The organism is Pseudoalteromonas sp. HL-AS2 (assembly GCF_031198805.1).
GTDB lineage: Bacteria > Pseudomonadota > Gammaproteobacteria > Enterobacterales > Alteromonadaceae > Pseudoalteromonas > Pseudoalteromonas nigrifaciens.
Genome location: NZ_CP133571.1, coordinates 2934211 through 2955957, shown reverse-complemented (window position 1 = coordinate 2955957; position 21747 = coordinate 2934211). Strand labels below are relative to the sequence as shown.

Annotated in this window: 27 protein-coding genes; 17 read left to right on the top strand and 10 right to left on the bottom strand. The window is 41.4% G+C overall.

Going from position 1 to position 21747, the window contains the following annotated elements; translation table 11 throughout:
* Positions 1-113: 113 nt before the first annotated feature.
* Both RB215_RS13730 and RB215_RS13725 read right to left on the bottom strand, forming a co-directional pair.
* The gene (locus RB215_RS13730) at positions 114-458 is read right to left on the bottom strand and encodes a rhodanese-like domain-containing protein (protein WP_192531955.1); all 345 of its coding nucleotides are present in this window, start codon (positions 456-458) and stop codon (positions 114-116) included.
* Positions 459-461: 3 nt separating this feature from the next.
* Positions 462-650, bottom strand: a complete 189-nt coding sequence (locus tag RB215_RS13725) for a DUF2892 domain-containing protein (RefSeq protein WP_086998941.1) — start codon at positions 648-650, stop codon at positions 462-464.
* A 129-nt stretch (positions 651-779) separates the two neighbouring features.
* On the opposite strand from RB215_RS13725, the gene RB215_RS13720 reads away from it, so the two are divergent.
* From RB215_RS13720 to RB215_RS13710, 3 genes are read left to right on the top strand one after another with little or no spacing between them, the layout of a single operon-like run.
* Positions 780-1082 carry a metalloregulator ArsR/SmtB family transcription factor gene (locus RB215_RS13720; protein WP_309216577.1) on the top strand — a complete coding sequence of 101 codons (303 nt, stop codon included), beginning with the start codon at positions 780-782 and terminating at the stop codon, positions 1080-1082.
* 4 nt (positions 1083-1086) lie between these two features.
* A complete protein-coding gene (locus tag RB215_RS13715; protein WP_309216576.1) occupies positions 1087-4371 on the top strand; it encodes an efflux RND transporter permease subunit in 3285 nt (1094 codons plus the stop codon).
* Positions 4361-5446 (top strand): efflux RND transporter periplasmic adaptor subunit, encoded by a 1086-nt coding sequence (locus tag RB215_RS13710; RefSeq protein WP_182684490.1) that lies wholly within the window; start codon positions 4361-4363, stop codon positions 5444-5446. The genes RB215_RS13715 and RB215_RS13710 overlap by 11 nt, the downstream gene beginning before the upstream one ends.
* Before the next feature lie 43 nt (positions 5447-5489).
* Here the strand turns inward: RB215_RS13710 and RB215_RS13705 are convergent, their stop codons facing one another.
* From RB215_RS13705 to RB215_RS13670, 8 genes are all read right to left on the bottom strand, one after another.
* Complete coding sequence (locus RB215_RS13705) at positions 5490-5897, bottom strand: YfeK family protein (protein WP_309216575.1); 408 nt, start codon at positions 5895-5897, stop codon at positions 5490-5492.
* Between the two features lies 1 nt (position 5898).
* Complete coding sequence (locus RB215_RS13700; RefSeq protein ID WP_309216574.1) at positions 5899-6753, bottom strand: endonuclease/exonuclease/phosphatase family protein; 855 nt, start codon at positions 6751-6753, stop codon at positions 5899-5901.
* A gap of 194 nt (positions 6754-6947) precedes the next feature.
* On the bottom strand, positions 6948-8186 hold the full coding sequence (locus RB215_RS13695) for an ABC transporter permease (RefSeq protein ID WP_182678963.1): 1239 nt from the start codon (positions 8184-8186) through the stop codon (positions 6948-6950).
* Positions 8179-8886 carry an ABC transporter ATP-binding protein gene (locus RB215_RS13690; protein ID WP_011329456.1) on the bottom strand — a complete coding sequence of 236 codons (708 nt, stop codon included), beginning with the start codon at positions 8884-8886 and terminating at the stop codon, positions 8179-8181. Before RB215_RS13690 ends, RB215_RS13695 begins: the two co-directional genes overlap by 8 nt.
* Complete coding sequence (locus tag RB215_RS13685; protein WP_011329455.1) at positions 8886-10049, bottom strand: efflux RND transporter periplasmic adaptor subunit; 1164 nt, start codon at positions 10047-10049, stop codon at positions 8886-8888. The genes RB215_RS13690 and RB215_RS13685 overlap by 1 nt, the downstream gene beginning before the upstream one ends.
* A 54-nt stretch (positions 10050-10103) precedes the next feature.
* Complete coding sequence (locus tag RB215_RS13680) at positions 10104-10817, bottom strand: YIP1 family protein (protein ID WP_309216573.1); 714 nt, start codon at positions 10815-10817, stop codon at positions 10104-10106.
* A gap of 186 nt (positions 10818-11003) precedes the next feature.
* A complete protein-coding gene (locus RB215_RS13675; protein ID WP_197108721.1) occupies positions 11004-11681 on the bottom strand; it encodes a TorF family putative porin in 678 nt (225 codons plus the stop codon).
* 265 nt (positions 11682-11946) lie between these two features.
* Positions 11947-13110 carry a hypothetical protein gene (locus tag RB215_RS13670; RefSeq protein ID WP_309216572.1) on the bottom strand — a complete coding sequence of 388 codons (1164 nt, stop codon included), beginning with the start codon at positions 13108-13110 and terminating at the stop codon, positions 11947-11949.
* A gap of 424 nt (positions 13111-13534) precedes the next feature.
* Here RB215_RS13670 and RB215_RS13665 point away from each other — a divergent pair, with 424 nt between their 5' ends.
* The 14 genes from RB215_RS13665 to rpsM all read left to right on the top strand — a co-directional run bounded on the left by RB215_RS13665 (position 13535) and on the right by rpsM (position 21739).
* Positions 13535-15484 (top strand): AsmA family protein, encoded by a 1950-nt coding sequence (locus tag RB215_RS13665; RefSeq protein WP_089368840.1) that lies wholly within the window; start codon positions 13535-13537, stop codon positions 15482-15484.
* A 272-nt stretch (positions 15485-15756) separates the two neighbouring features.
* Positions 15757-16125, top strand: coding sequence for a 50S ribosomal protein L14 (gene rplN / locus RB215_RS13660; protein WP_011329449.1), 369 nt, complete (start codon positions 15757-15759; stop codon positions 16123-16125).
* Between the two features lie 10 nt (positions 16126-16135).
* On the top strand, positions 16136-16450 hold the full coding sequence (gene rplX, locus RB215_RS13655; RefSeq protein ID WP_011329448.1) for a 50S ribosomal protein L24: 315 nt from the start codon (positions 16136-16138) through the stop codon (positions 16448-16450).
* A 16-nt stretch (positions 16451-16466) separates the two neighbouring features.
* The gene (gene rplE, locus RB215_RS13650) at positions 16467-17006 is read left to right on the top strand and encodes a 50S ribosomal protein L5 (RefSeq protein WP_011329447.1); all 540 of its coding nucleotides are present in this window, start codon (positions 16467-16469) and stop codon (positions 17004-17006) included.
* Positions 17007-17016: 10 nt separating this feature from the next.
* Positions 17017-17322 carry a 30S ribosomal protein S14 gene (gene rpsN, locus RB215_RS13645; RefSeq protein ID WP_011329446.1) on the top strand — a complete coding sequence of 102 codons (306 nt, stop codon included), beginning with the start codon at positions 17017-17019 and terminating at the stop codon, positions 17320-17322.
* Between the two features lie 21 nt (positions 17323-17343).
* A complete protein-coding gene (gene rpsH, locus RB215_RS13640) occupies positions 17344-17736 on the top strand; it encodes a 30S ribosomal protein S8 (RefSeq protein ID WP_011329445.1) in 393 nt (130 codons plus the stop codon).
* Positions 17737-17749: 13 nt separating this feature from the next.
* Positions 17750-18283, top strand: coding sequence for a 50S ribosomal protein L6 (gene rplF / locus RB215_RS13635; protein WP_011329444.1), 534 nt, complete (start codon positions 17750-17752; stop codon positions 18281-18283).
* A gap of 9 nt (positions 18284-18292) precedes the next feature.
* Complete coding sequence (rplR, locus tag RB215_RS13630) at positions 18293-18643, top strand: 50S ribosomal protein L18 (protein ID WP_011329443.1); 351 nt, start codon at positions 18293-18295, stop codon at positions 18641-18643.
* A 9-nt stretch (positions 18644-18652) separates the two neighbouring features.
* On the top strand, positions 18653-19159 hold the full coding sequence (gene rpsE, locus RB215_RS13625) for a 30S ribosomal protein S5 (RefSeq protein WP_011329442.1): 507 nt from the start codon (positions 18653-18655) through the stop codon (positions 19157-19159).
* 2 nt (positions 19160-19161) lie between these two features.
* A complete protein-coding gene (gene rpmD / locus RB215_RS13620) occupies positions 19162-19344 on the top strand; it encodes a 50S ribosomal protein L30 (protein ID WP_011329441.1) in 183 nt (60 codons plus the stop codon).
* 4 nt (positions 19345-19348) lie between these two features.
* The gene (gene rplO, locus RB215_RS13615) at positions 19349-19783 is read left to right on the top strand and encodes a 50S ribosomal protein L15 (protein ID WP_011329440.1); all 435 of its coding nucleotides are present in this window, start codon (positions 19349-19351) and stop codon (positions 19781-19783) included.
* A 10-nt stretch (positions 19784-19793) separates the two neighbouring features.
* Entirely contained in the window at positions 19794-21122 is a 1329-nt protein-coding gene (secY, locus tag RB215_RS13610) for a preprotein translocase subunit SecY (protein WP_011329439.1), read from the top strand.
* Between the two features lie 22 nt (positions 21123-21144).
* Positions 21145-21258 carry a 50S ribosomal protein L36 gene (rpmJ, locus tag RB215_RS13605; RefSeq protein ID WP_002959476.1) on the top strand — a complete coding sequence of 38 codons (114 nt, stop codon included), beginning with the start codon at positions 21145-21147 and terminating at the stop codon, positions 21256-21258.
* 124 nt (positions 21259-21382) lie between these two features.
* Entirely contained in the window at positions 21383-21739 is a 357-nt protein-coding gene (rpsM, locus tag RB215_RS13600; protein WP_006794252.1) for a 30S ribosomal protein S13, read from the top strand.
* The last annotated feature ends 8 nt before the right edge of the window (positions 21740-21747 follow it).

Sequence of the window (21747 nt, the reverse complement as noted above, 5' to 3'; positions counted from 1 at the left end):
ATTAATAGGAAAAGCTGAAATAAAAGAAATAATGACGATTGGTAGATGCTTTTAAGTGAAATTTTTTAAACAAAGTTGAGGGCGATCATACCTGATCGCCTAGCTATTTTAACTCAAAACACCTCATGTACTTTTTCTGCTTTACAAGTAATAACTGTGACATTTTCGTAGCCAACCCGCGTAAGTGCTTCGGCGCCTAAAGTGGCGCGAGCAGCACTGGCGCAGTGTAAATAAATGGGCCGTGAGGCGTCTTTTTCTAGCTCCATTAACTTCATTTCGAGTAAGCCACGCGGAATGTTGATTGCTCCAGGCGCTGCTTTCGCGGCATGTTCAGCCGGTTCGCGTACATCAATGAGTAACCCTTTATTGCTTGCAAGCTCTTGCTTTGCTTGTTGGGCGTCAATACGGCGCTGGTTAGGGATAATTGTTTTTAATAAGTCGGGAATGGATGTAAGCATTTGTTATTCCTTAACGCCAAGTTTGCGTAATAGTGTGATCATTGGGCACCAGCAGGTAAAAGCTGATTGCATTAGATTTAGTGCTATAAATACAGTAAACCATATCCAGCGTGGGTCATGAAAGCTTTGTAATAAAACAGAGATAATAATCATGATGCCAGCAATTAAGCGCAGTGCATTATTAAGCTTCATTATAGTCGGTCATTTTAATGAGTATGTATAGCTACTATATTAGATTTTTATACATTAGCAAGATCTAATGTTAGACATGGCTGTTCTAGCAACCTATACTTACTAACAAATTAAGTATAAGAGCACAGTATGAATATTGACTTTACTGCCATGGCTGCCAACGTAGAAAAAGCAGAGAAATTATTAAAAATCTTAGCCAATAAAAATCGCTTAATGATTTTATGCTCCTTACAAGACACCGAAATGAACGTGTCGCAGTTAAATGAAGCTGTACCTCTTGCACAATCGGCACTCTCTCAGCATTTAGCAGCACTGCGTAAAGCAAATATAGTGGCTACTCGACGCGACAGCCAAACAATTTATTATCGTGTTATTGATAAAGATGCTGTAACACTGCTGGCAACTTTATATGGGTTGTTTTGTAAGGAATAACACAATGAACGCTATAGATAACGCTGTAAAAAGCAGTTTAAGTGGCCGCGTACCAATTATTATTTTTGTGTTGTCGGTACTGTGTGGGTTATTTGCTTTACAGCAAACGCCGCGTGAGGAAGAGCCACAAATAGTGGTACCTATGCTCGACATTTATGTGTCGGCACCTAATGTAGAAGCCCCTGAAGTTGCTAGGTTAGTCACCGAGCCATTAGAAAAGTTATTGGCGCAACTTAGTGGTGTAAAACATATATATTCAACTACGCAAAGTAGTCGTGCTGTGGTTACTTTGCGCTTTGAGGTAGGGCACGATCGCGAACAAGCCATACTCGATACCTACGCCAAGCTCTATAGCTATCAACATACTATGACTCCTATTATTAAAAGCTGGCAAATACGCCCAGTAGAAGTAAATGATGTGCCTATTGTTATGCTTGGGTTATATAGCAAGGATCCTAAGCTTTATAGTGATTATGAATTAACCCGCTTTGCAAACGAAATAGCCAATAATTTACAACGAATTGAACACACGAGCGAAGTAAAAGTAATTGTGGGGCGTAACCGCGCCATTACCGTTAATTTAAATGCCACCGCTTTGGCTGCACACCAAACCACATTAAGTGATGTTTATTATGCGCTTAGTGTATCTAATCAACTCACCGAGGTAGGTAGCGTGGTAAATGCCCAGCAGCAAATAATTTTGCAAGCGGGCGATGTATTAAGAACTAAAACAGCGATAGAACAACTAGTCGTTAATGTTGTTAATGGTAAAAGTGTTTATTTAACCGATGTAGCCCAGGTTAGTGATGGCCCCGATGAGGCGCAAAACTATCAATGGCTGGCGCAGTCAAATGAGCAACAGCATTACCCTATGGTAACGCTGAGTATTGCCAAACAAGCAGGCACTAATGCTGTAGCGGTGGCAAGCGATGTACATGCCATGATGGCAGAGCTAAAAACAAGGTTACTACCAGCAGAAATAACGTACTCAGTACTGCGAGATTACGGCCAAACCGCCGACGAAAAAGTAAATAATTTAGCCTCAAGCTTAGTGTTTGCAGTATTTACTGTGGTTATATTTGTGGGCGTATTTTTAGGTTGGCGCCCGGCAATAGTAGTTGGACTTGCTGTACCCATTTGTTATGGCATTACGCTCTCGCTTGATTTTGCCTTTGGTTACACAATTAACCGAGTGACCTTATTTGCGTTAATTTTATCTTTGGGGTTACTGGTTGATGATCCGATCACAGGTATAGATAACATCAGCCGTTTTATAAATAAAAAGGGTGATAAAAAACAGCAAATAGTGAATGCAATGAGTGAAATTCGCACTGCACTATTAATGTCGACCCTAACTATTATGGTGGCATTTATTCCACTGGCTTTTATTACTGGAATGATGGGGCCTTATATGGCGCCAATGGCATTTAACGTACCTGTGAGTGTTATGGTATCAACATTAGTGGCATTTTTTGTAACCCCATGGCTTGCCATGAAATTACTAAAAACTAATAGTGAAGAGCCCGATCAAGCAAATAACAAAACGAGCCTTTACGAGCGCTTACTAACCCCCTTACTGGCCTCAAAACCACGTGCTAAATGGGTACTGTGGATCACGCTTGCGTTATTTATTATTAGCGCCATGTTACCTGTGATGCGATTAGTACCGCTGAAGTTATTACCGTTTGATAATAAAAATGAACTACAAGTACTTATTGATATGCCAGAGGGCACTAATTTAGAGCAAACAGCTGCTTTTACCCGACAAGTGCAAACGCTCACATGGCAATTAACCGAGGTAAGTGAAATAGCCACTTATGTAGGCCAGCCTTCAAGTATGGACTTTAATGGTATGGTACGCGGTTATTACCGACGAGAAGCACCGAACTTAGCTGAACTAAGAGTGCTACTACTAGATAAAACAGCACGCGAGCATCAATCTCATGCGGTGGTAATGCGTTTGCGTAAACAGTTAGCACCATTAGTAAATAACGGCATAGTGATTAAAGTAGTTGAAGTGCCGCCAGGGCCGCCGGTGTTAAGTACTTTAGTGGCAGAAGTTTATCGAGATACATTTATTGATAGGCAAACGCATTATTTAGCCGCAGAGCAAGTTGCAACGCGCTTAAAACAAGAACCTCATGTGGTAGAGGTTGATACTTCAATGGTTGCAGCAGCCCCTTTGCAACGTTTTATTACTGATAAAACGAAAGCGGCGCATAGTGCTATATCTACCGAAAATATCACGCAAACACTTAGCATAGCGTCACAAGGGCAAACGGTTGGGCAGCTTTATGTCAGCAACGAAGCTCAGCCTGTGCCAATAAAACTGCAGTTATCTTATAGCGAACGCAATCAATTTGCACAATTGCTAGCATTACAACTAAGGGGCGACAGAGACATAGCTAAAAATGCGAGTAAATTTGGCTTAAGCAGTGCGCCGCGGCCTTTAGTTGCGCTTTCTGAGCTTGGAGAGTTTACTCAATTAAATGTAGCGCAAACTATTATGCGCAAAGATCAGCGCGAAGTTATTTATGTTATGGCAGAGCTAAATGGGAGAACTCCCGCAGCAATAATTGCCGATGTAACTGCTGATTTAAATATATCAACAGACGATTTTGTAAAAACGCCTTGGTTAGCGCGGCACTTTTTTAATAATGGTGGCACTGCACCTTGGCAATTACCGCCAGGTACGCAAGTAACATTTAGCGGTGAAGGAGAGTGGCGTATTACCATAGATGTATTTAGAGATATGGGGATTGCCTTTGCATTTGCACTTAGCGCCATTTTTATTATTTTACGGCTACAAACACGCTCAGTAAGCTTGTCGCTTATTATTATGTCGGCAATACCACTCACTGTTATTGGTATTATGCCTGGTTTTTGGTTACTTAATCAGTTTGGTGAGCGCAGTATTGCATCAGCTCCCGAGCCGGTTTTATTTACCGCTACTGCGATGATAGGCATGATTGCCTTGGCGGGTATTGTGGTGCGTAATTCACTTATTTTAGTTGAGTTTATTAATCAAGCACGCGCCCAAGGTATGGCAATAAAAGCAGCGTTAATTGCAGCAGGAACAGTGCGCATGCGCCCCGTACTACTAACCGCAGGCACCACATTATTAGGTAACTTAGTGATTACACTAGATCCGGTATTTAGTGGCTTAGCAATTGCGATTATTTTTGGCATTGTGGCATCAACGTTGTTTTCGTTATTTGTAGTGCCGCTTGTTTATTACTTAGTATTTGCAAACACAGAAACCACTGCGGGAGAAACGCATGCAAGGTAAATCAAAACTAGTTGGCTCGTTACTCGCTTTATTAGTGGTAGTAGGCGCCGTATTGTATATGGCGGGCAGCTTTTCAAATAAGCAAGTTGCTGGTTTAAAAACGACCAACGCTAACAATTACCACGGTAAGCGGGAAACGGTTTTACTACAAAAAATATCCCGTAGTGAATGGGTGCCAGGCAGTATTATTGCGAAACAAAATACCCAAATTTCATCGCGAGTTATGGCGCAAGTTGAGCGTTTAAGTGTACGCGCGGGCGATAAAGTAACCAAAGGTGATTTACTCATTACCTTACAACAAGATGACTTTAAAGCGCAATTAGCACAAAGTGAGGCGCAAATTAATGCTATTCAAGCCGCATTAACCCAAGCTACAAAGCAACTTAAGCGAATTGAAAGTGTGTATGCGCAAGGCTTAGTATCGTTAAGTGAGTTAGATAATGCGAAGGCAAATTTTGATAGTTTATCGGCCAATTTAATTGCCGCTAAGCAGCAGCAAACACAAGCCAAAGTTGCGCTGAGTTACACTCGTATTACAGCGCCTATTTCGGGGGTTGTAGTAGAGCGGTTAGTCGAACCGGGTGATACAGCTACGCCTGGGCAGGCTTTATTGGGATTATATAACCCGCAGCAGCTACAAGTTGAGTTTAATGTGCGAGAAACGCAAGCGGTTAAATTGCAGTTAGGGCAAAGTTTAACCATAAAGTTGCCTGCACTTAATTTAACCTCGCCAGCCACAGTGGCCGAAATAGTTCCGGTTGCCGATAGCGCCTCACGTAGTTTGTTAATTCGCTTAGACTTTGACTCTTCTGTAGGGGTAATGCCCGGCTTGTATGCGCAATTAGAGTTAGTATTACCCGATGAACAAGGAATATTGCTAGATAGTAGCTGGATACATGAGTTTGGCCAATTAACTATGCTGTATGTGATTAATAGTGACAATGAGCAAATAGAACGCCGGTTTGTGCGCTTAGGTGAAATAATTGGCGCAAAGCAGCATGTAGTTACTGGGCTTAACCCCGGCGATATTCTAGCGGTAGATTACTTACCTAACTTAGCGCATACAGCTAGGTAACGCTTAGCTTGTTATTATTGATAGCTTTAGAGAGCCGTATTTACTACGGCTTTTTTGTGTTTCTAAATCGTATTAGCTCATTGGTTAGCCAGCTATTTGCGGTTAACTTAGCACCACTGCTTAAAATTACCGTGTAGGCTTTACCACTCCATGAACTTTTACTAGCGAGATTATTAATGAAGTCGTCGGCTGTTTTTGCATAACGTTTAGCTTTACGGTATTTCATGGCTAAATGCTCGGCGGCTTCTTTGCTAGTATGTTCATCGCCATTGCGGATAAAAGTGGCGTTGCTGTTGTAAATAAAGGTAATTAAATGCTGCACTTCTTGGTCGGGTTCTCGATTGGGTTCTTGATTAGGTAATTGGTTGGGGTGTGCAGCTAGGCTTATTTGGCTAAAAAAGGTGAATAATATGGTCAGTAGCCAAGCAGAATAAATACGAGTTTTTTTCATGTTATACATCATCAACTTTTAAAGTGGCTAAAATAGGGTTGTGATCAGAGCTGTTATATTCGCTTACTAAAGTATCAGAAATAACAACACCACGAGCCCACACTTGATCCAGGGCTAAACCAAATGCTTTTGTACGCTTGTCATCTACGTATATAGCTTCTTTAAGGCCCAGTTTAGTCAGCGCGTCATTAACTAGCTTTTGGCGTGCATCGCTCCATGCGTTTAAATCGCCCGCAAAAAGAATTGGCCCTTTGTGTTGTTGCATTATTTTTATACTGGCTTGTAACTGTTGCGCGTAGGCTTTAGTACCAAACGTAAAGTTAATGCCGTGCAAATTAACACTCAATAGACGTTGTTGGTTAGCCATTGCATATTCAACAATGTTAGTTGCTTTAGGGCTTCGTAACCATGGCTCTTTATGAATAAAAGTACAATGTACAGTTGCAGGCCAGCGGCTAAGCGTCATTACACCAGATTGTACATTGCCACTTTTATAACCGGGCGAAAAACGCCAAAAAGGTTTAAGGCTAGTAAGGCGTGTATCTACAATAGCCTCTTGTAATAAAACAATATCAGCAGTTTCATTAAGGTGAGTTAAATCTTTATATAGGCCTTGGTTTTGTGCCTTATAAATATTCCATGAGAGTAACCTAGCTTGTTGAGGAACAATAAACTTACGGCTGTATGTTTTTTGCCTACTTGCCTGTAGTTGCTGATTACAACGCAGAGGAGTATATGCGGTTTCGGTTATACCTTGCGCTTCATCTGATGGGTTTAGTTGTGCTAGCGCCAAGCTAGAGTTTATAGTTAAAAAAGAGCATGCAGCAATAATGCAACGTATTAGCTTTTTGTGCATTTAATACCTTATTTAAAATTAGCAGTGAGCAATATCAATAGTGTGTACTTTGGGTGGTTTAAGCGTTAAAAGTTCATTTTTTAAGTGGTGTTTAAGTAGGGTAATACTTTGTGCTTGAAGTTTAAAGAGAGTTTTAATCACTGTGTTAATTATGTACTAGGCTTACATCCTTGTAAGCAACTACAATGCTATTGTTACTCGTAACGCAGTGCATCTATAGGGTTGAGCCTGGCGGCTTTAATGGCTGGGGCTAAACCAAACACTATGCCAATTAATGAAGTAAAACCAAACGACAACATTACCGCCCATGCCGGAATATACGCATCTGGCATGCTAGGAACCATAAACGAAATAAGCCCCGCTGCGCCATAACCAATGGCAAGCCCAATCAACCCGCCAAATAGCGATAACACCACAGCCTCAACTAAAAACTGCAACATTATAAAGCCGGGTGTAGCGCCTAGCGCTTTAAGGGTGCCAATCACGCGGGTGCGCTCAGTTACCGACACTAACATAATATTCATTACACCTATGCCACCAACTAATAAGCTAATACCAACAATACCTGCGGTTATGGCAGTGGCACTACCGGTAAATTTATCTACTTGGGCGCGGGCTTTTTCAGCAGTTTCAAATTCAAAGTCATTGTCGTCGCCGTCTTTAAGTTTATGTAACTGGCGCAGTATACGAGTAATTTTTGCTAGTACCTGCTCTTCGTTAGCGTTGTCTTCAAGCCTAAACATAATTTGTACATTACTTTGCGTATTGCCTCCCTCTAACGCACTCATAGTGCTAATGGGAATATTAATATAATCGTCTTGATCAAAGCCCAAAAAGCTACCTTGTTTTTCGGCTACACCAATAATTCTAAACCATTCGCCACCTAGCTTTATGTATTCGCCTACCGGATTGTTGGGTAAGTTTAATTTTTCGATAATTGACGGCCCAATAAAAGCTACGCGGCGGCGTTTTTCGTCGTCTTCAGCGCGAATAAAACGGCCTAGATCGGGGTAGGTACGGTATGCTTTTTGATAGTCTTGCTCAGTACCCATAACCCGCGATGAATGACTTTTATTACCATACTCAGCTCCGCCCGAAAAACGCCAAGTAAACATTAGTGCGGTGAGTGTTTCTGCTTCTTTTACTCGTGCTTTTAAGGTTAAAAAATCGTCGTAGCTAAGTTTTGCATTTTTACCAACCATTTCTAGCTCAATACTGGTATACGCCTTAATAGTAGTTACATCGGGCGACATATCAGCGAACTGATCGTTTATTTGCTTGGTAAAGCCTTGCATTACAGCAACCACAGTTACTACTGCGGCCACGCCAATAATAATACCTAAACAGGTAAGGGCAGAGCGCATAGCATTTGCTTTAATTGCTGAAAATGCGGCTTTAGTGCCTTCCATAGTGGCCAGTGCAAGTTTAAACATGCTGCCTTGCTCCTTGGTTTTTAGTTACGTCACTCACTACTTTACCATCCACTAAGCGAATTACCCGCTGACAGTGGTCGGCAATTTCTTGCTCATGTGTAACCAAAATAATGGTATGCCCTTCGTTATGCAGCTCATCAAATAAGGCCATAATTTCGCGGGTGGTTTTACTGTCTAAGTTACCGGTTGGCTCATCACCTAATAATATATGCGGTTTAGTGACTAAAGCACGAGCAATAGCAACTCGTTGACGTTGCCCGCCCGACAGCTGGCTTGATAAGTGATTTACTTTGTCGGCTAAGCCCACGCGCTTTAGCGCCTCAAGGGCTTGTTGTTTGCGTTGTTTGCTAGGGGTAAAGCGGTAAACTAAAGGCTGCATTACATTTTCTAGCGCCGATGCGCGTGGTAATAAGTTAAAGCTTTGAAATATAAATCCGACGCTTTCGTTGCGTTGGTGCGCAAGCTCGGTTTCGGTCATACTTTTTACTAACTTATCTTTTAAATAATACTCGCCGCTGGTGGGGGTATCTAAGCAGCCTAACAAATTCATTAGGGTAGACTTGCCAGATCCTGAGGGGCCAATAATGGCCACATATTCATTGGGCATAATGCTAATGTTTACATCATCAAGTGCTTTAAATATCTCAGCGCCCATTTTGTATTGTTTATTAATATGCTCAAGCTTGATCACCGCAGTCATTAGTTGTTTTCCTTCGCAGCGGCTTTTACTTTTACTGTGTCGCCTTCTTTTAAAGTACTAATAGGGCGAGCCGGGCCAATAACTATTTTGTCACCTTCATTGAGCCCCTCGGTAATTGCTTGTTCAATATCTGATGATATACCAACAGTTACGGTTACTTTACTAACGCTGTTGTCGTTATTTAGGCGCCAAACAAAGGTGCTGTCGTCTTGTTTTTGAATTGCTTCTATTGGTAACTTTAAACCATTTTCGGCAATGCTGGTGGCAATTTCTGCTCTACAGCTCATTCCGGCATATAGTTGACGATCGGTAGCATCGAGTAATACTTTTACCTTAAATGATAACCCTTGTGAGCCAGGCTGATTTTTAGCCGAGGTACCAATGTTTATTACTGTGCCAGTAAAAGGATTATTAGGATAAGCAGCGGCATAAATATTTGCTTTTTGGTGGAGTTTAATACTGGCTATGTCGGTTTCATCAACCCGCAACTCAGCTAAAATAGCACTGGGGTCAGCAACCAGCATTAAGTCAGAGCCTATTATATTGGTCGTTCCGGCAATAACCGTTTCGCCTTCTTTAATATTAACCGAAGCCAATAGGCCACTCATAGGCGCTTTAAAAACACTTTTATTTAACCGATCTTGGGCAATTTGCAACGACGCATGAGCTTGGTTAAACGACTCTTTACGAGATTCAATATCTATTTTAGCTAAGTCGCGGGCACTTGCTAGGTTTTCATAAGCCTCTTCGTTGCCCAAACCGACATCGTAAAGCTCTTTTTGTCTTTTTAGTTGGCGCTCAAAGTTAACTAAGCGAATTTGGCTATGTTTAATTTCTATTTCGGTGGCACGTAGTAGCGCTTTATTGCGGGTTACTTCAGATTCAAATGCAGTGGTATCAAGGCGCATTAAAATATCGCCTTGTTTTACACTTTGGCCTTCTTCGACAAATACTTTATCTACTCGGCCGGTAACTTCAGAGCGCAGCTGAACTTGAGTATTAAATACTAAGTTACCAGACGCCATTATTGAGTCGGCAATATTGCCTAGTTCAACATGGGCGATATTTACCTCGGGCTGTTTTTTATCACCAGAAATTTGTTTTGATACAATTAACGCTATAAAAGCGGCAATAGCGAGTGTGATGATAATGGCTTTTTTCATTTTATCGGTCCGTGAGTGAAAATGTGCAGAGGCTAACTTGCCTCTGCATAATAATTAAAGTACGGCTATAATCGCCCAAACACTAAAAATAATAATACTTGGTAAGGCTGCAAACAGCAGCGCTTTATTAGTTGAGAAATTAGTCCAGCATTTTAGCCCAACCATGCCCAGCGCAATGCTCCAAATAGTGAACAGGTTAATTGATTCTAGTAAGGTATAAAAAGTATGTGTGGCATCAAGCCCAACAATGAGCTGATTGATAGAAGCGTAACTAAACACCGCTTGTTGCGAAATTTGATCTGTGTTGGCCATTAATACTAAGGCGATAGTGCCAAGGCTTGAAATAACCGTAGGCATCATTGTCCATAATGAAAAGCCATACCAAGCACCGTAACTATGTTGTGAGTTAGGATCGAGTTTAGCTATCAGCATATAATAAAGTGCAACTAAAGCATTCATTATTACTATGCCAATAATACCGCCGATCATGCCAAACCACATTTGGTTTGGGGCATTTAGTTCAATCGCTTGACGAATCATTTTTTGCTCGCCAATAGTGGCATCAACACTTGAAACGGCTACTTGCTCATTAATTAAAAACTGTATATCAACACTATTATAAAAAACAAACATACTCGCGGCGGTGGCAACTGCTATACAAATAAGGGCCAACCATGACCAGCCTTTTGCTTGCTCTATACCATTAAACGCTTTACTTGGGCTGATATAAATATCGATTAGTGCGCTTAGCGCGTTAGGTGACTTCATTATTATTCCTTAATAACCTAATTTGGGGGGAATTACTGGCTATAGCATAAGGCAAAATGAGGATAAGGTGATTATTTTATTGTAACGGTTTGTTAACGTAGTTTGTTTAGTGGCCAGGTTATTTATGCTGCTAAAACTAAAAAAGAGCCTTTCGGCTCTTGGGTTGCAGCAATTACAGTGTAATTTTTAAAGTGTAAAGTCTACTGAATAAGCAACATAGGCTTTTACGTCAGAGCCATCTATATCGGTATCAGATAAACCAAAAGTGAAACCATCTTTAGATACTGCTATGCCATAATCAATAATATTGTCATCACCTATAAAATCACCAGAGTAGTGGCCTAAATGAAATGCTATTTCGGTGCCGTTATTGCCAACAGCAAAAGCATAATCTGCCGTTAGGTAAAGTGAGTCAGCAAAGTCTGTACCGTCACCACTTGCTGCAGAGGTTGCTAATACAGCAGCACCAAAGGTGAAGCCTTTTACACTTATACTGCCGTAAATCTCAGAAAAGTCAGCATCAGCCGTGGAAGCTGCATCTGGGTATGCATAATAAATGTAACCAACATCGTAGCTCACGCTTTCATTAATAGCGCCACCAAAGCCTGCATACAAGTCTAATTCATAGGTCATCTCATCGGCCCAAGAGGCATTTGATGCCCAAGCACCGGCATAAAAACCAGACTCGTTGGTGTAGTCAATGCCGCCTGAAATGGCAGCATCACCACTGGTTTGTTCTTGTCCGCGCCATAAATAGTTTGATGTTGCTGCCGCATTAGCGGTTACTTCAGCATAGGTTGCTGTTGATGCGACACTAACTAAAGAGAGTGCTGTTATTGTTATGACTTTTTGTAGTTTTAGCATGTTTTAGTTCCTGTTATATGATTGCATGCCAAAGCTTTAAGGCTTATAGCTTGGCAGCATTTTATTATTTAACAGAAAAGAAGATTGCACGGGGTATGCCAGCTTCACTTTATTGCAGTGAATATGGTTTTAGGTTTTTTAAAACAATAGCTTATAATTAGTAGAGGGAGAGGTGCAGAGATAAGATTTTAAGGGGTTTTACATTTGTGGTGCATAAATTAACCTAGCTGCACCAAATCGGCGCTGCTAGGTTAGTTATTAATAATTAACCAAAAATAGTACGCATTAAGCTAATTGTTTCGTTAACTCCACGACCTTTTTGTACTTCATTAATAATAGAATCACGTTTGCTACGAATATGCTCAGGAATATCGTCAGCTGCAAGTGCGCGGTCTACTAAAATTTCTGCAGATTCTTTACCTCTACGCTTAGTTTTACCTGTACCTGAAGTACTGCGCTTTGGCTTGCTTAGCAGCTTGATGTAATTAGAGCTATCGGCTGTTGTGGTGTCTGCATAGTAAAAAAAGCACGGAATAAGCGCTTTAATGCTTACCAGCTGCTCTTCTAATTCGCTGTCTGCTTTAGCCATTTTAAACCAAGACAGAGTTTGAATTTTTTGTACTATGTCTTGCCAGTAACGCTCAAAGTCAGTGTTTTTTAGCTTGCTAACACCCAGTGCGCCACATAAAGCATCTAATCTATTATTGCTAATAGGAGTAAATACGTCAGGACGACGCATCGCTAATAAGCGAGTTGCTGGAGCGAGCGTTGGCTTTTCGTTACCATCGCTAAAAGCTTTTAAGTAAGCAGCAACAAATTGCTGGTACTCATAATGAGTAATATTACCTTCCAACGGAATATTGCTAAGTGCATCATCAAACGCATCAGGCATATCAGCCAGTAGTTGATGAAACGCTTTAGCGCTTTTAGTTGATGCAAACCATTCAACATCAAAGTTGTAAGTGCTTGGATCAAGCGATGCCATGTGCTTACCACTAAACGCAAGTAAGTCTTCTGGGATCATATCTTTAAGTGATTGCGGGCGAATGCTTGCAATGTAGCTTGTTAAGCGAAGCTGCTCATCAAGTGCAATAAGATCTTTGTGCTGCTCAATAAATGTAGTTACTACAGGCCAAGGCGCTACACGTAACGTTTTAACTTGTAAAAAGCTAATAGCAGAAATAAGTTGGTCGTGCAGTTTTTTTAGTACTGGTAACTGTTGCGGCTCTAGCAAGTCGTAATTCATACGATCTTTGCTTGCGTTAAGCAGTTCATAGCACCAAAGTAAAAAATCATCTGGGTGGTTTTCTACTTTCACGGCCATTAGATTTAGGCTGAGTTCTGAGGATTGCTTCAGAATGTTTTGGTATATTTGGTTTTCTTGCTCGCCTAGCGACATTTGTGACGGTGAAATTAGCAGTTTTTTCATGCCTTGTAGAACCTCGAGTTAGATGCATTTTTTAGCTGGTCTATTTTAGCGCAAATCTTGCAATAACAACAGAGGCATATACAAGCCTTAAGAATACAACAGTTAAAGTGCTCATAATTATTAATTTATTAAAACAATAAAATAGTTAACTTAAGTGATGAAAACTCAATTAGTTTAGATTGTTTGAAAATCATACGGCAGTGTGTTTTTCATGTCTTACTTGTTGAAAAGTAATGATTTGTTGTTTTTTATAAAGCGATCATGTGTTGTTTGTTAATATTTAAATAGTGTTGATATTATTAGCGCGTAGATTCATCATTAAAAAATAAATTAGTTGAAAGTTATTTTTTTTAGTACTGACAATGATTTTAGTGATAACTCTCGCTATGATATGAGTATTATTTGCACATTTGAAAGGACGATCATGAAAACCTTATTTAAAATTATAGGTGTAATACTGCTGTTATGTATTGCACTTATCGTTGCAGCACCCTTTTTAATTCCTACTGATGCTATTTTTAATAAAGTCTCTGAGCAGGTAGAACAAACCACAGGACGTACATTAACTATTAAAGGCGATAAAACGCTGAGTGTATTTCCTGCATTAAAATTAGAACTTAATGATGTACATTTTGCCAACATGAAATCGGGCTCTCGCGCCGATATGGCAAGTATGCAGCAGCTTGCAGTACACATCCCTTGGCTATCGCTATTAGATGGTGAATTTAAACTCGATAAGTTTGTTATTAACGAGCCTGATATTTTATTAGAGACCGATAAAAACGGTAAAGCTAACTGGCAGCTATTTGATGCGGTAGCTGAGCAGCCTAAAGAGCAAACAGGATCTGCGGAAGCTATAAAATTACCTGAGAACTTTGACATTGAGCTAGGGGAGGTTGCCATTTATGGTGGTACCTTTACTTATTTAGATGGTAAAACCGGGGTTAAACAGCAAATAAGTGATTTAGAGCTGGCTATTTTACTTCCATCACTGCGTAAAACATTAGAAGTAAAAGGCGCAATAACTTACATGCAAGAGCGCTTTGAGCTTGATGTAAAACTAGATACGCCAGCAAAAGCGATCGAAGGCACTACTTTTAATATTCAGCAGAGTTTAGATTCACGTTTAGTTGATTTAACCTTTGAGGGAACTATTGCTAAACAAGGCCAAGATATAAAAGGTCAGTTAGCGCTAAGTGGAGACTCGGTAAAAAATATAGCCAAATGGCAAGGTGTAGAGTTAAACGCCAAAGATAACGCCTTTAATGCTTTTAGTGTAAATGGCAAAATGCATTTAGCGGGTGAGCAATTTAAGCTTGAAGAGCTTATTGCCACATTAGATGCACTGCAAATAAAAGGTAAAAGTGAGCTTAATTTAGGTAAACGACTTGCTGTAATGGCAAACATTGACTTAGGTATGCTTGACTTAAACCCATACTTACCAGAAGCCGTAGCTAAAAAAGAGCAGCCAACTACAGACGAAACTAAACCAGCAGAGCCTATTGTATGGGACGACACTAAAATAGACTTAAGTGCCTTAAATACGCTTGATGCTAATGTAGTAATACGCTCAAGTGGTTTAAAAGCTAACGATATTAAACTCGGTGCAAACCAATTTACAGTAGCGTTAAAAAATAGTGTCGCTAAATTAAGCTTAGATAACTTTGCAGCCTATGAGGGAACAGGGAAAGGGGCAATTAATATTAATGCCCAGCAAATACCTTATAAAATAACCACTAATTTTGATTTGGCAGGTATTGATGCACAACCGTTATTAACCGATGCCGCAGGATTTGATAAATTAATGGGTAATGGCTCATTAAATTGGAACTTAACCACAAATGGGCAAAGCCAAAAAGAGTTTGTTAACGCACTTAATGGTGAGTTAGGGTTTGAGTTTGCTAATGGCGCAGTACAAGGCGCAAATATAGCTGAAATGATTCGCAAAGGTAAAGAGTTGCTTAAAGGTAATGTAGGGGCTGTATCAGAAGGACTAGATACTGGCTTTGATAAGTCACAGCAAACCGACTTCTCAGCATTAACGGGTAGCTTTAAGTTTACTAATGGGGTGGGCCATAATAACGACCTGTCGTTAATCAGCCCACTGATCCGTATTTCAGGCGAAGGTGATGTGGATTTACCTAATACTATTATTAATTACCGACTAGTAACCGGTATAGTCGGTTCTATTGAGGGGCAGGGTACAACCGATGATAGTACCGGCTTTAAAATACCACTGCGCATTAAAGGGCCATTCCATGATGTAGGCATTAAGCTTGATTTTGGTAATGCGCTTAAAGAAGAAGCAAAAGAAAAGCTCAAAGAAAAAGCAAAAGACAAACTTAAAGATAAATTGAAAGGTTTGTTTGGCTAAAACCCTGATAAATAATCTACAAGGCACTAAGATAGTGCCTTGTTTGTTTTGTAACCATATGTAAAATAGCTAGATAGCCGTAATTACTCAATATTAATTAGCTTTCCCTCATAATTAATTAAAAAATAACCTACCGCTCCCCCCGTAATGCTGGTACAATTGCCCGCCCTTAAGAGACAACTAGCTTGTTTTTTGAGTGGATTTCAATCGAAATGTCTTGATTTTAAACGAATTTAAGACAAGTTGTAATTACTACACCGGAGGTCATTAACATGATCCAAATGCAAACTCAGCTGGAAGTTGCTGATAACAGCGGCGCTCGCAAAGTGCAGTGTATAAAAGTCCTTGGTGGTTCTCACCGTCGCTATGCAGCGATTGGCGACATCATTAAAGTTTCTGTAAAAGAAGCTATTCCTCGCGGTAAAGTGAAGAAAGGTGATGTTAAAAACGCGGTAGTTGTGCGCACCAAAAAAGGCGTTCGTCGTCCAGACGGTTCTTTGATCCGTTTCGATAGCAATGCAGCTGTTATCTTAAATGATAACTTGCAGCCTATTGGTACTCGTATCTTCGGCCCTGTGACTCGTGAACTTCGTAATGATAAGTTCATGAAAATCGTTTCACTAGCCCCAGAAGTACTGTAAGGAGTCTATCATGGCAGCAAAAATCCGTCGTGATGACGAAGTAATCGTTCTAGCAGGTAAAGACAAAGGTAAGCGCGGAAAAGTGCTTTCAGTTGTTACTGAATCTGGAAGATTATTTGTCGAAGGCATAAACTTGATCAAAAAGCACCAAAAGCCGGTTCCACAATTGAACCAGCCTGGCGGTATTGTTGAGAAAGAAGCGTCTATCGACGTATCAAACGTTGCGATCTACAACTCGGAAACGAGTAAAGCAGATCGTGTAGGTTTCAAGATTGAAGATGGTAAGAAATTACGTATCTTTAAATCTACTGGTAAAACTATTTAATAGTTGGAGTAGAATGATGGCGAAACTGCATGAAGTATATAAAGACAAAGTAGTCGCTGAACTTCAAGAGAAGTTTGGTTTCAGCTCTGTCATGCAAGTCCCTCTGATCGAAAAGATCACATTGAATATGGGCGTGGGCGAAGCCCTAGCTGACAAGAAAATTCTAGATAACGCTGTTGCGGATCTAGCTGCAATCTCTGGTCAGAAACCTCTAATCACTAAAGCACGCAAATCTGTTGCTGGCTTCAAAGTGCGTGAAGGTTATCCGATAGGTTGTAAAGTAACCCTACGTGGCGAACGTATGTGGGACTTTTTTGAGCGTTTGGTATCAATCGCTATCCCACGTATTCGCGACTTCCGTGGCGTAAGTGCTAAGTCTTTTGATGGACGTGGCAACTACAGCATGGGCGTACGTGAACAAATCATCTTCCCAGAAATCGATTACGATAAAGTAGACCGTGTACGCGGTATGGATATTACTATCACTACTTCTGCGAAATCTGATGAGGAAGGCCGTGCGTTGTTAGAAGCGTTTAACTTCCCATTCAAGAAATAAGGGTAGGGTTATGGCAAAGAATTCTATGAAAGCGCGCGAAGCAAAGCGCACAAAACTAGTTGCTCAGTTCGCTGAAAAGCGCACAGCACTAAAAGCTATCATCAGTGATGTTAATACATCTGAAGATGATCGTTGGGACGCGGTACTTAAGCTACAAGCTTTACCACGTGATTCTAGCCCTGTACGTCAGCGTAATCGTTGTAACATTACGGGCCGCCCACATGGTTTCCTTCGCAAATTCGGCATGAGCCGTATTAAAGTTCGCGAAGCAGCTATGCGCGGTGAAATTCCTGGCCTTAAAAAAGCTAGCTGGTAAAAGAATCACGGGAGTAAGACTATGAGCTTGCAAGATCCTATCGCGGATTTGTTTACACGAATCCGTAACGGTCAGTCAGCGAAGAAAGTATCTGTAACGATGCCTAATTCAAAACTGAAAGTAGCAGTAGCTAAAGTATTAAAAAATGAAGGTTACATCGCTGATTTCGCAATCAATGGCGACGTAAAACCTGAGCTTTCTATCGAATTGAAGTACTTCGAAGGCAAAGCTGTTATTGAAAATATCCAGCGTGTTAGCCGCCCTGGTTTACGTATCTATAAGAGACGTGACGAATTACCAAAGGTAATGGGTGGTCTAGGTATCGCTATCGTATCAACTTCTAAAGGCCTAATGACAGACCGCGCAGCACGTAGTGCAGGCGTTGGTGGTGAAATCATTGGTTTTGTAGCTTAATCGGAGGGGAACTATGTCTCGCATAGCAAAGGCACCAATTAGTGTTCCTGCCGGTGTAGAAGTTACATTAAAAGGCCAGGAAATCACAGTTAAAGGCAAAAACGGTGAATTAACTCGTACTATCAACAACGCTGTTGAAGTAAAAGTTGAAGAAAACGTTATTACAACTTTACCTCGTGAAGGCGTAACAGATGCATGGGCTCAAGCAGGTACTGCTCGCGCTCTAATCAACAATATGATTGTTGGTACGCATGAAGGTTACGAGAAGAAACTTCAGTTAGTAGGCGTTGGTTACCGTGCAGCAGCTAAGGGTAAAACATTAGATTTAACTCTTGGTTTCTCGCACCCAGTTCATTTCGCAGTTCCTGAAGGAATTACGATTGAAACTCCAAGCCAAACAGAAGTTCTAGTTAAGGGCGTAGATAAGCAGTTAGTTGGTCAAACAGCTGCTAACATTCGTGCATACCGTAAACCTGAGCCATATAAAGGCAAGGGTGTTCGTTATTCAGATGAGAATGTGCGCCGTAAAGAGGCTAAGAAGAAGTAAGGTAAGACGATGGATAAAAAAACAGCTCGTCTACGTCGTGCTAAACGCACTCGTAGAAATTATATTGAACAAGGCACAACGCGTCTTGTTATCCACCGCACGCCACGTCACATATACGCTCAAGTAGTTACTGCTGAGGGTACTGTACTGGCTGCTGCTTCTACTGTTGAAAAAGCTATTTGCGAAACAGTTAAAGGCACCGGCAACGTTGCAGCTGCGCAAGCAGTTGGTAAAGCGGTTGCTGAACGTGCGGCTGACAAAGGCATCGAAAAGATTGCTTTTGATCGTAGTGGCTTTAAATATCACGGCCGTGTGAAGGCGCTAGCTGATGCTGCGCGTGAAGCCGGTTTGCAATTCTAGGAGTAGACAATGGCTAACGTAGAAGCAAAGCAACAACAGCCTGATCTAGCTGAAAAGCTAATCGCGGTGAACCGTGTGTCTAAAGTAGTTAAAGGTGGTCGTATCTTTAGCTTTACAGCACTAACAGTAGTTGGTGATGGCGCAGGTAAAGTAGGTTTTGGTTATGGTAAAGCACGTGAAGTTCCAGCTGCTATTCAAAAAGCAATGGAAAAAGCACGTCGCAATATGATCAATGTAGACCTAAATGGCAACACATTACAGCATCCTGTTAAAGGACGTCATGCTGGCTCACAAGTGTTTATGAAACCAGCCTCTGAAGGTACTGGTATCATCGCTGGTGGTGCAATGCGTGCGGTACTAGAAGTGACTGGTGTGCAGAACGTACTTTCTAAATGTTACGGTTCTACTAACCCAATCAACGTAGTGCGTGCAACAATCTCTGCTCTTGAGAATATGAATTCTCCTCAGTCGATTGCTGCTAAACGTGGTCTTCGCATAGACGAGATACTGGGGTAACCATGGCAAATCAAACTGTAAAAGTAACACAAGTAAAAAGCTCTATCGGTCGTTTACCGAAACATAAAGCTACATTACGCGGTCTTGGTTTACGTCGTATCAACCACACTGTTGAGTTAGAAGACACAGCATGTGTACGTGGTATGATAAACCAGGTTTCTTACATGGTTAAGGTAGAGGGTTAATTTCATGCATTTGAATACACTTTCACCTGCTGCAGGTTCAAAAACTGCTCCAAAACGTGTTGGTCGTGGTATCGGTTCTGGTCTTGGTAAGACTGGTGGCCGTGGTCACAAAGGTCAAAAATCACGTTCTGGCGGTAAAGTACGCGTTGGTTTCGAAGGCGGTCAAATGCCTATGCAACGTCGTCTACCTAAGTTCGGTTTCACTTCTCGCAAATCATTAGTATCTGCAGAAATAAACCTATACGAAATCGCTAAAGTAGAAGGCGATGTGGTAGACCTAAGCGCGTTACAAGCAGCTGGTCTAGTTAAAAAGAACGTTTTGTTCGTTAAAGTTGTTAAATCTGGCGAAGTTTCACGCGCTGTTACCGTTAAGGGCCTTAGAGCCACTAAAGGTGCACGCGAAGCTATCGAAGCTGCCGGAGGCAAGGTAGAAGACTAAGGAAGTACTAATGGCTAAACCAGGTCAAGATATGCAAAGTGCACAAGGTGGACTTTCGGAATTGAAGCGCCGATTACTCTTCGTATTAGGTGCTATCATTATATACCGTCTAGGTTCATTTGTGCCGATCCCTGGGATTGACGCCGCTGTACTTGCCGATTTCTTCGAGCAACAAAAGGGCACCATTGTTGAGATGTTCAACATGTTTAGCGGTGGTGCGCTTGAGCGAGCTTCAGTGTTAGCACTGGGTATTATGCCGTATATCTCGGCTTCGATTATTACGCAACTATTAACGCATATGTATCCTCCGTTTATAGAGCTTAAGAAAGAAGGTGAGCAAGGGCGTAAAAAAATTAGCCAGTACACACGCTATGGCACGCTTGTGCTTGCTACTATCCAATCAATCGGTATTGCCACAAGCTTACCGGGCATGATGGAAGGGTTAGTTGTTAACCCTGGTATGGGTTTCTATTTCACCGCAGTGGTGAGTTTAGTGACTGGTACTATGTTCCTTATGTGGTTGGGCGAACAAATAACAGAACGTGGTATTGGTAACGGTATCTCTGTTTTAATATTTGTTGGTATTGTAGCTAACCTGCCGTCTGCTATTGGTTCGACAGCTGAAATGGCGCGCCAAGGTGATTTGAATGTTTTTGTACTGTTGATGGTTGCGGTAATCGTATTCGCTGTTACTTATCTTGTAGTGTTTTTTGAACGTGGCCAACGACGTATTGTTGTTAACTACGCTAAACGCCAACAAGGTCGTCAAGTATTTGCTGCCCAAAGCACGCATTTACCACTAAAAGTAAATATGGCGGGTGTTATTCCACCAATTTTCGCTAGCAGTATAATTCTGTTCCCTGGTACAATTGCCAGCTGGTTCGGCCAGGGTGAAGGTCCGGTCGCTGATGTGTTACAAGCTATAGCTACAACGTTGACCCCAGGTCAGCCATTGTATGCAATGGTTTTAGCAGCAGCTATCATCTTCTTCTGCTTTTTCTACACAGCGTTGGTGTTTAACCCACGTGAAACAGCAGATAACCTGAAGAAATCTGGCGCATTTATCCCAGGTATTCGTCCAGGTGAGCAGACATCTAAATACATTGATAAAGTGATGACACGCCTGACATTGGCAGGTGCTTTGTATATAACCTTTATCTGTCTGGTGCCTGAATTCATGACAATGGCATGGCAAACGCCATTCTACTTCGGCGGTACATCAATTTTGATTATCGTAGTTGTTATCATGGACTTTATGGCACAAGTACAGACTCACCTGATGTCTCATCAGTATGATTCTGTGCTGAAAAAAGCGAACCTTAAAGGCTATGGTCGATAAGGTCAGTTTACGGAGTTGAGCAATGAAAGTACGTGCTTCCGTTAAGAAAATATGCCGTAACTGTAAAGTTATTAAACGTGCTGGTGTAGTACGCGTAATTTGCAGTGAGCCTAAGCATAAGCAAAGGCAAGGTTAAGTAAACAGCGTGCAGGCTGAGTTTTCTCGGCCTGTGTTTTTAGTAGTGATTTGGTCTTCGTTTGAGTATCCTTACGGGCTCTTCAAACAGATGATTACCAAATTCGAATATAGGAGATGTGTTAGTGGCCCGTATTGCTGGCATTAACGTCCCTGATCATAAACATGCAGTTATTGGTTTAACAGCTATTTATGGCATAGGTAAGACTCGCTCTAAGGCTATCTTAGCAGCGACTGGTATCGCCGAGACCACAAAAATCGGTGAACTTTCAGACGAAACTCTTGACGTATTGCGTGATGCAGTTGGCAAGTACACCGTTGAAGGTGATCTTCGTCGTGAAGTTACTTTAAATATCAAGCGCCTAATGGACCTTGGTTGTTATCGTGGCCTACGTCACCGTCGCTCTTTACCACTACGTGGTCAAAGAACTAAGACTAACGCGCGTACCCGTAAGGGTCCTCGTAAGCCTATTAAGCGATAAGGGGATAG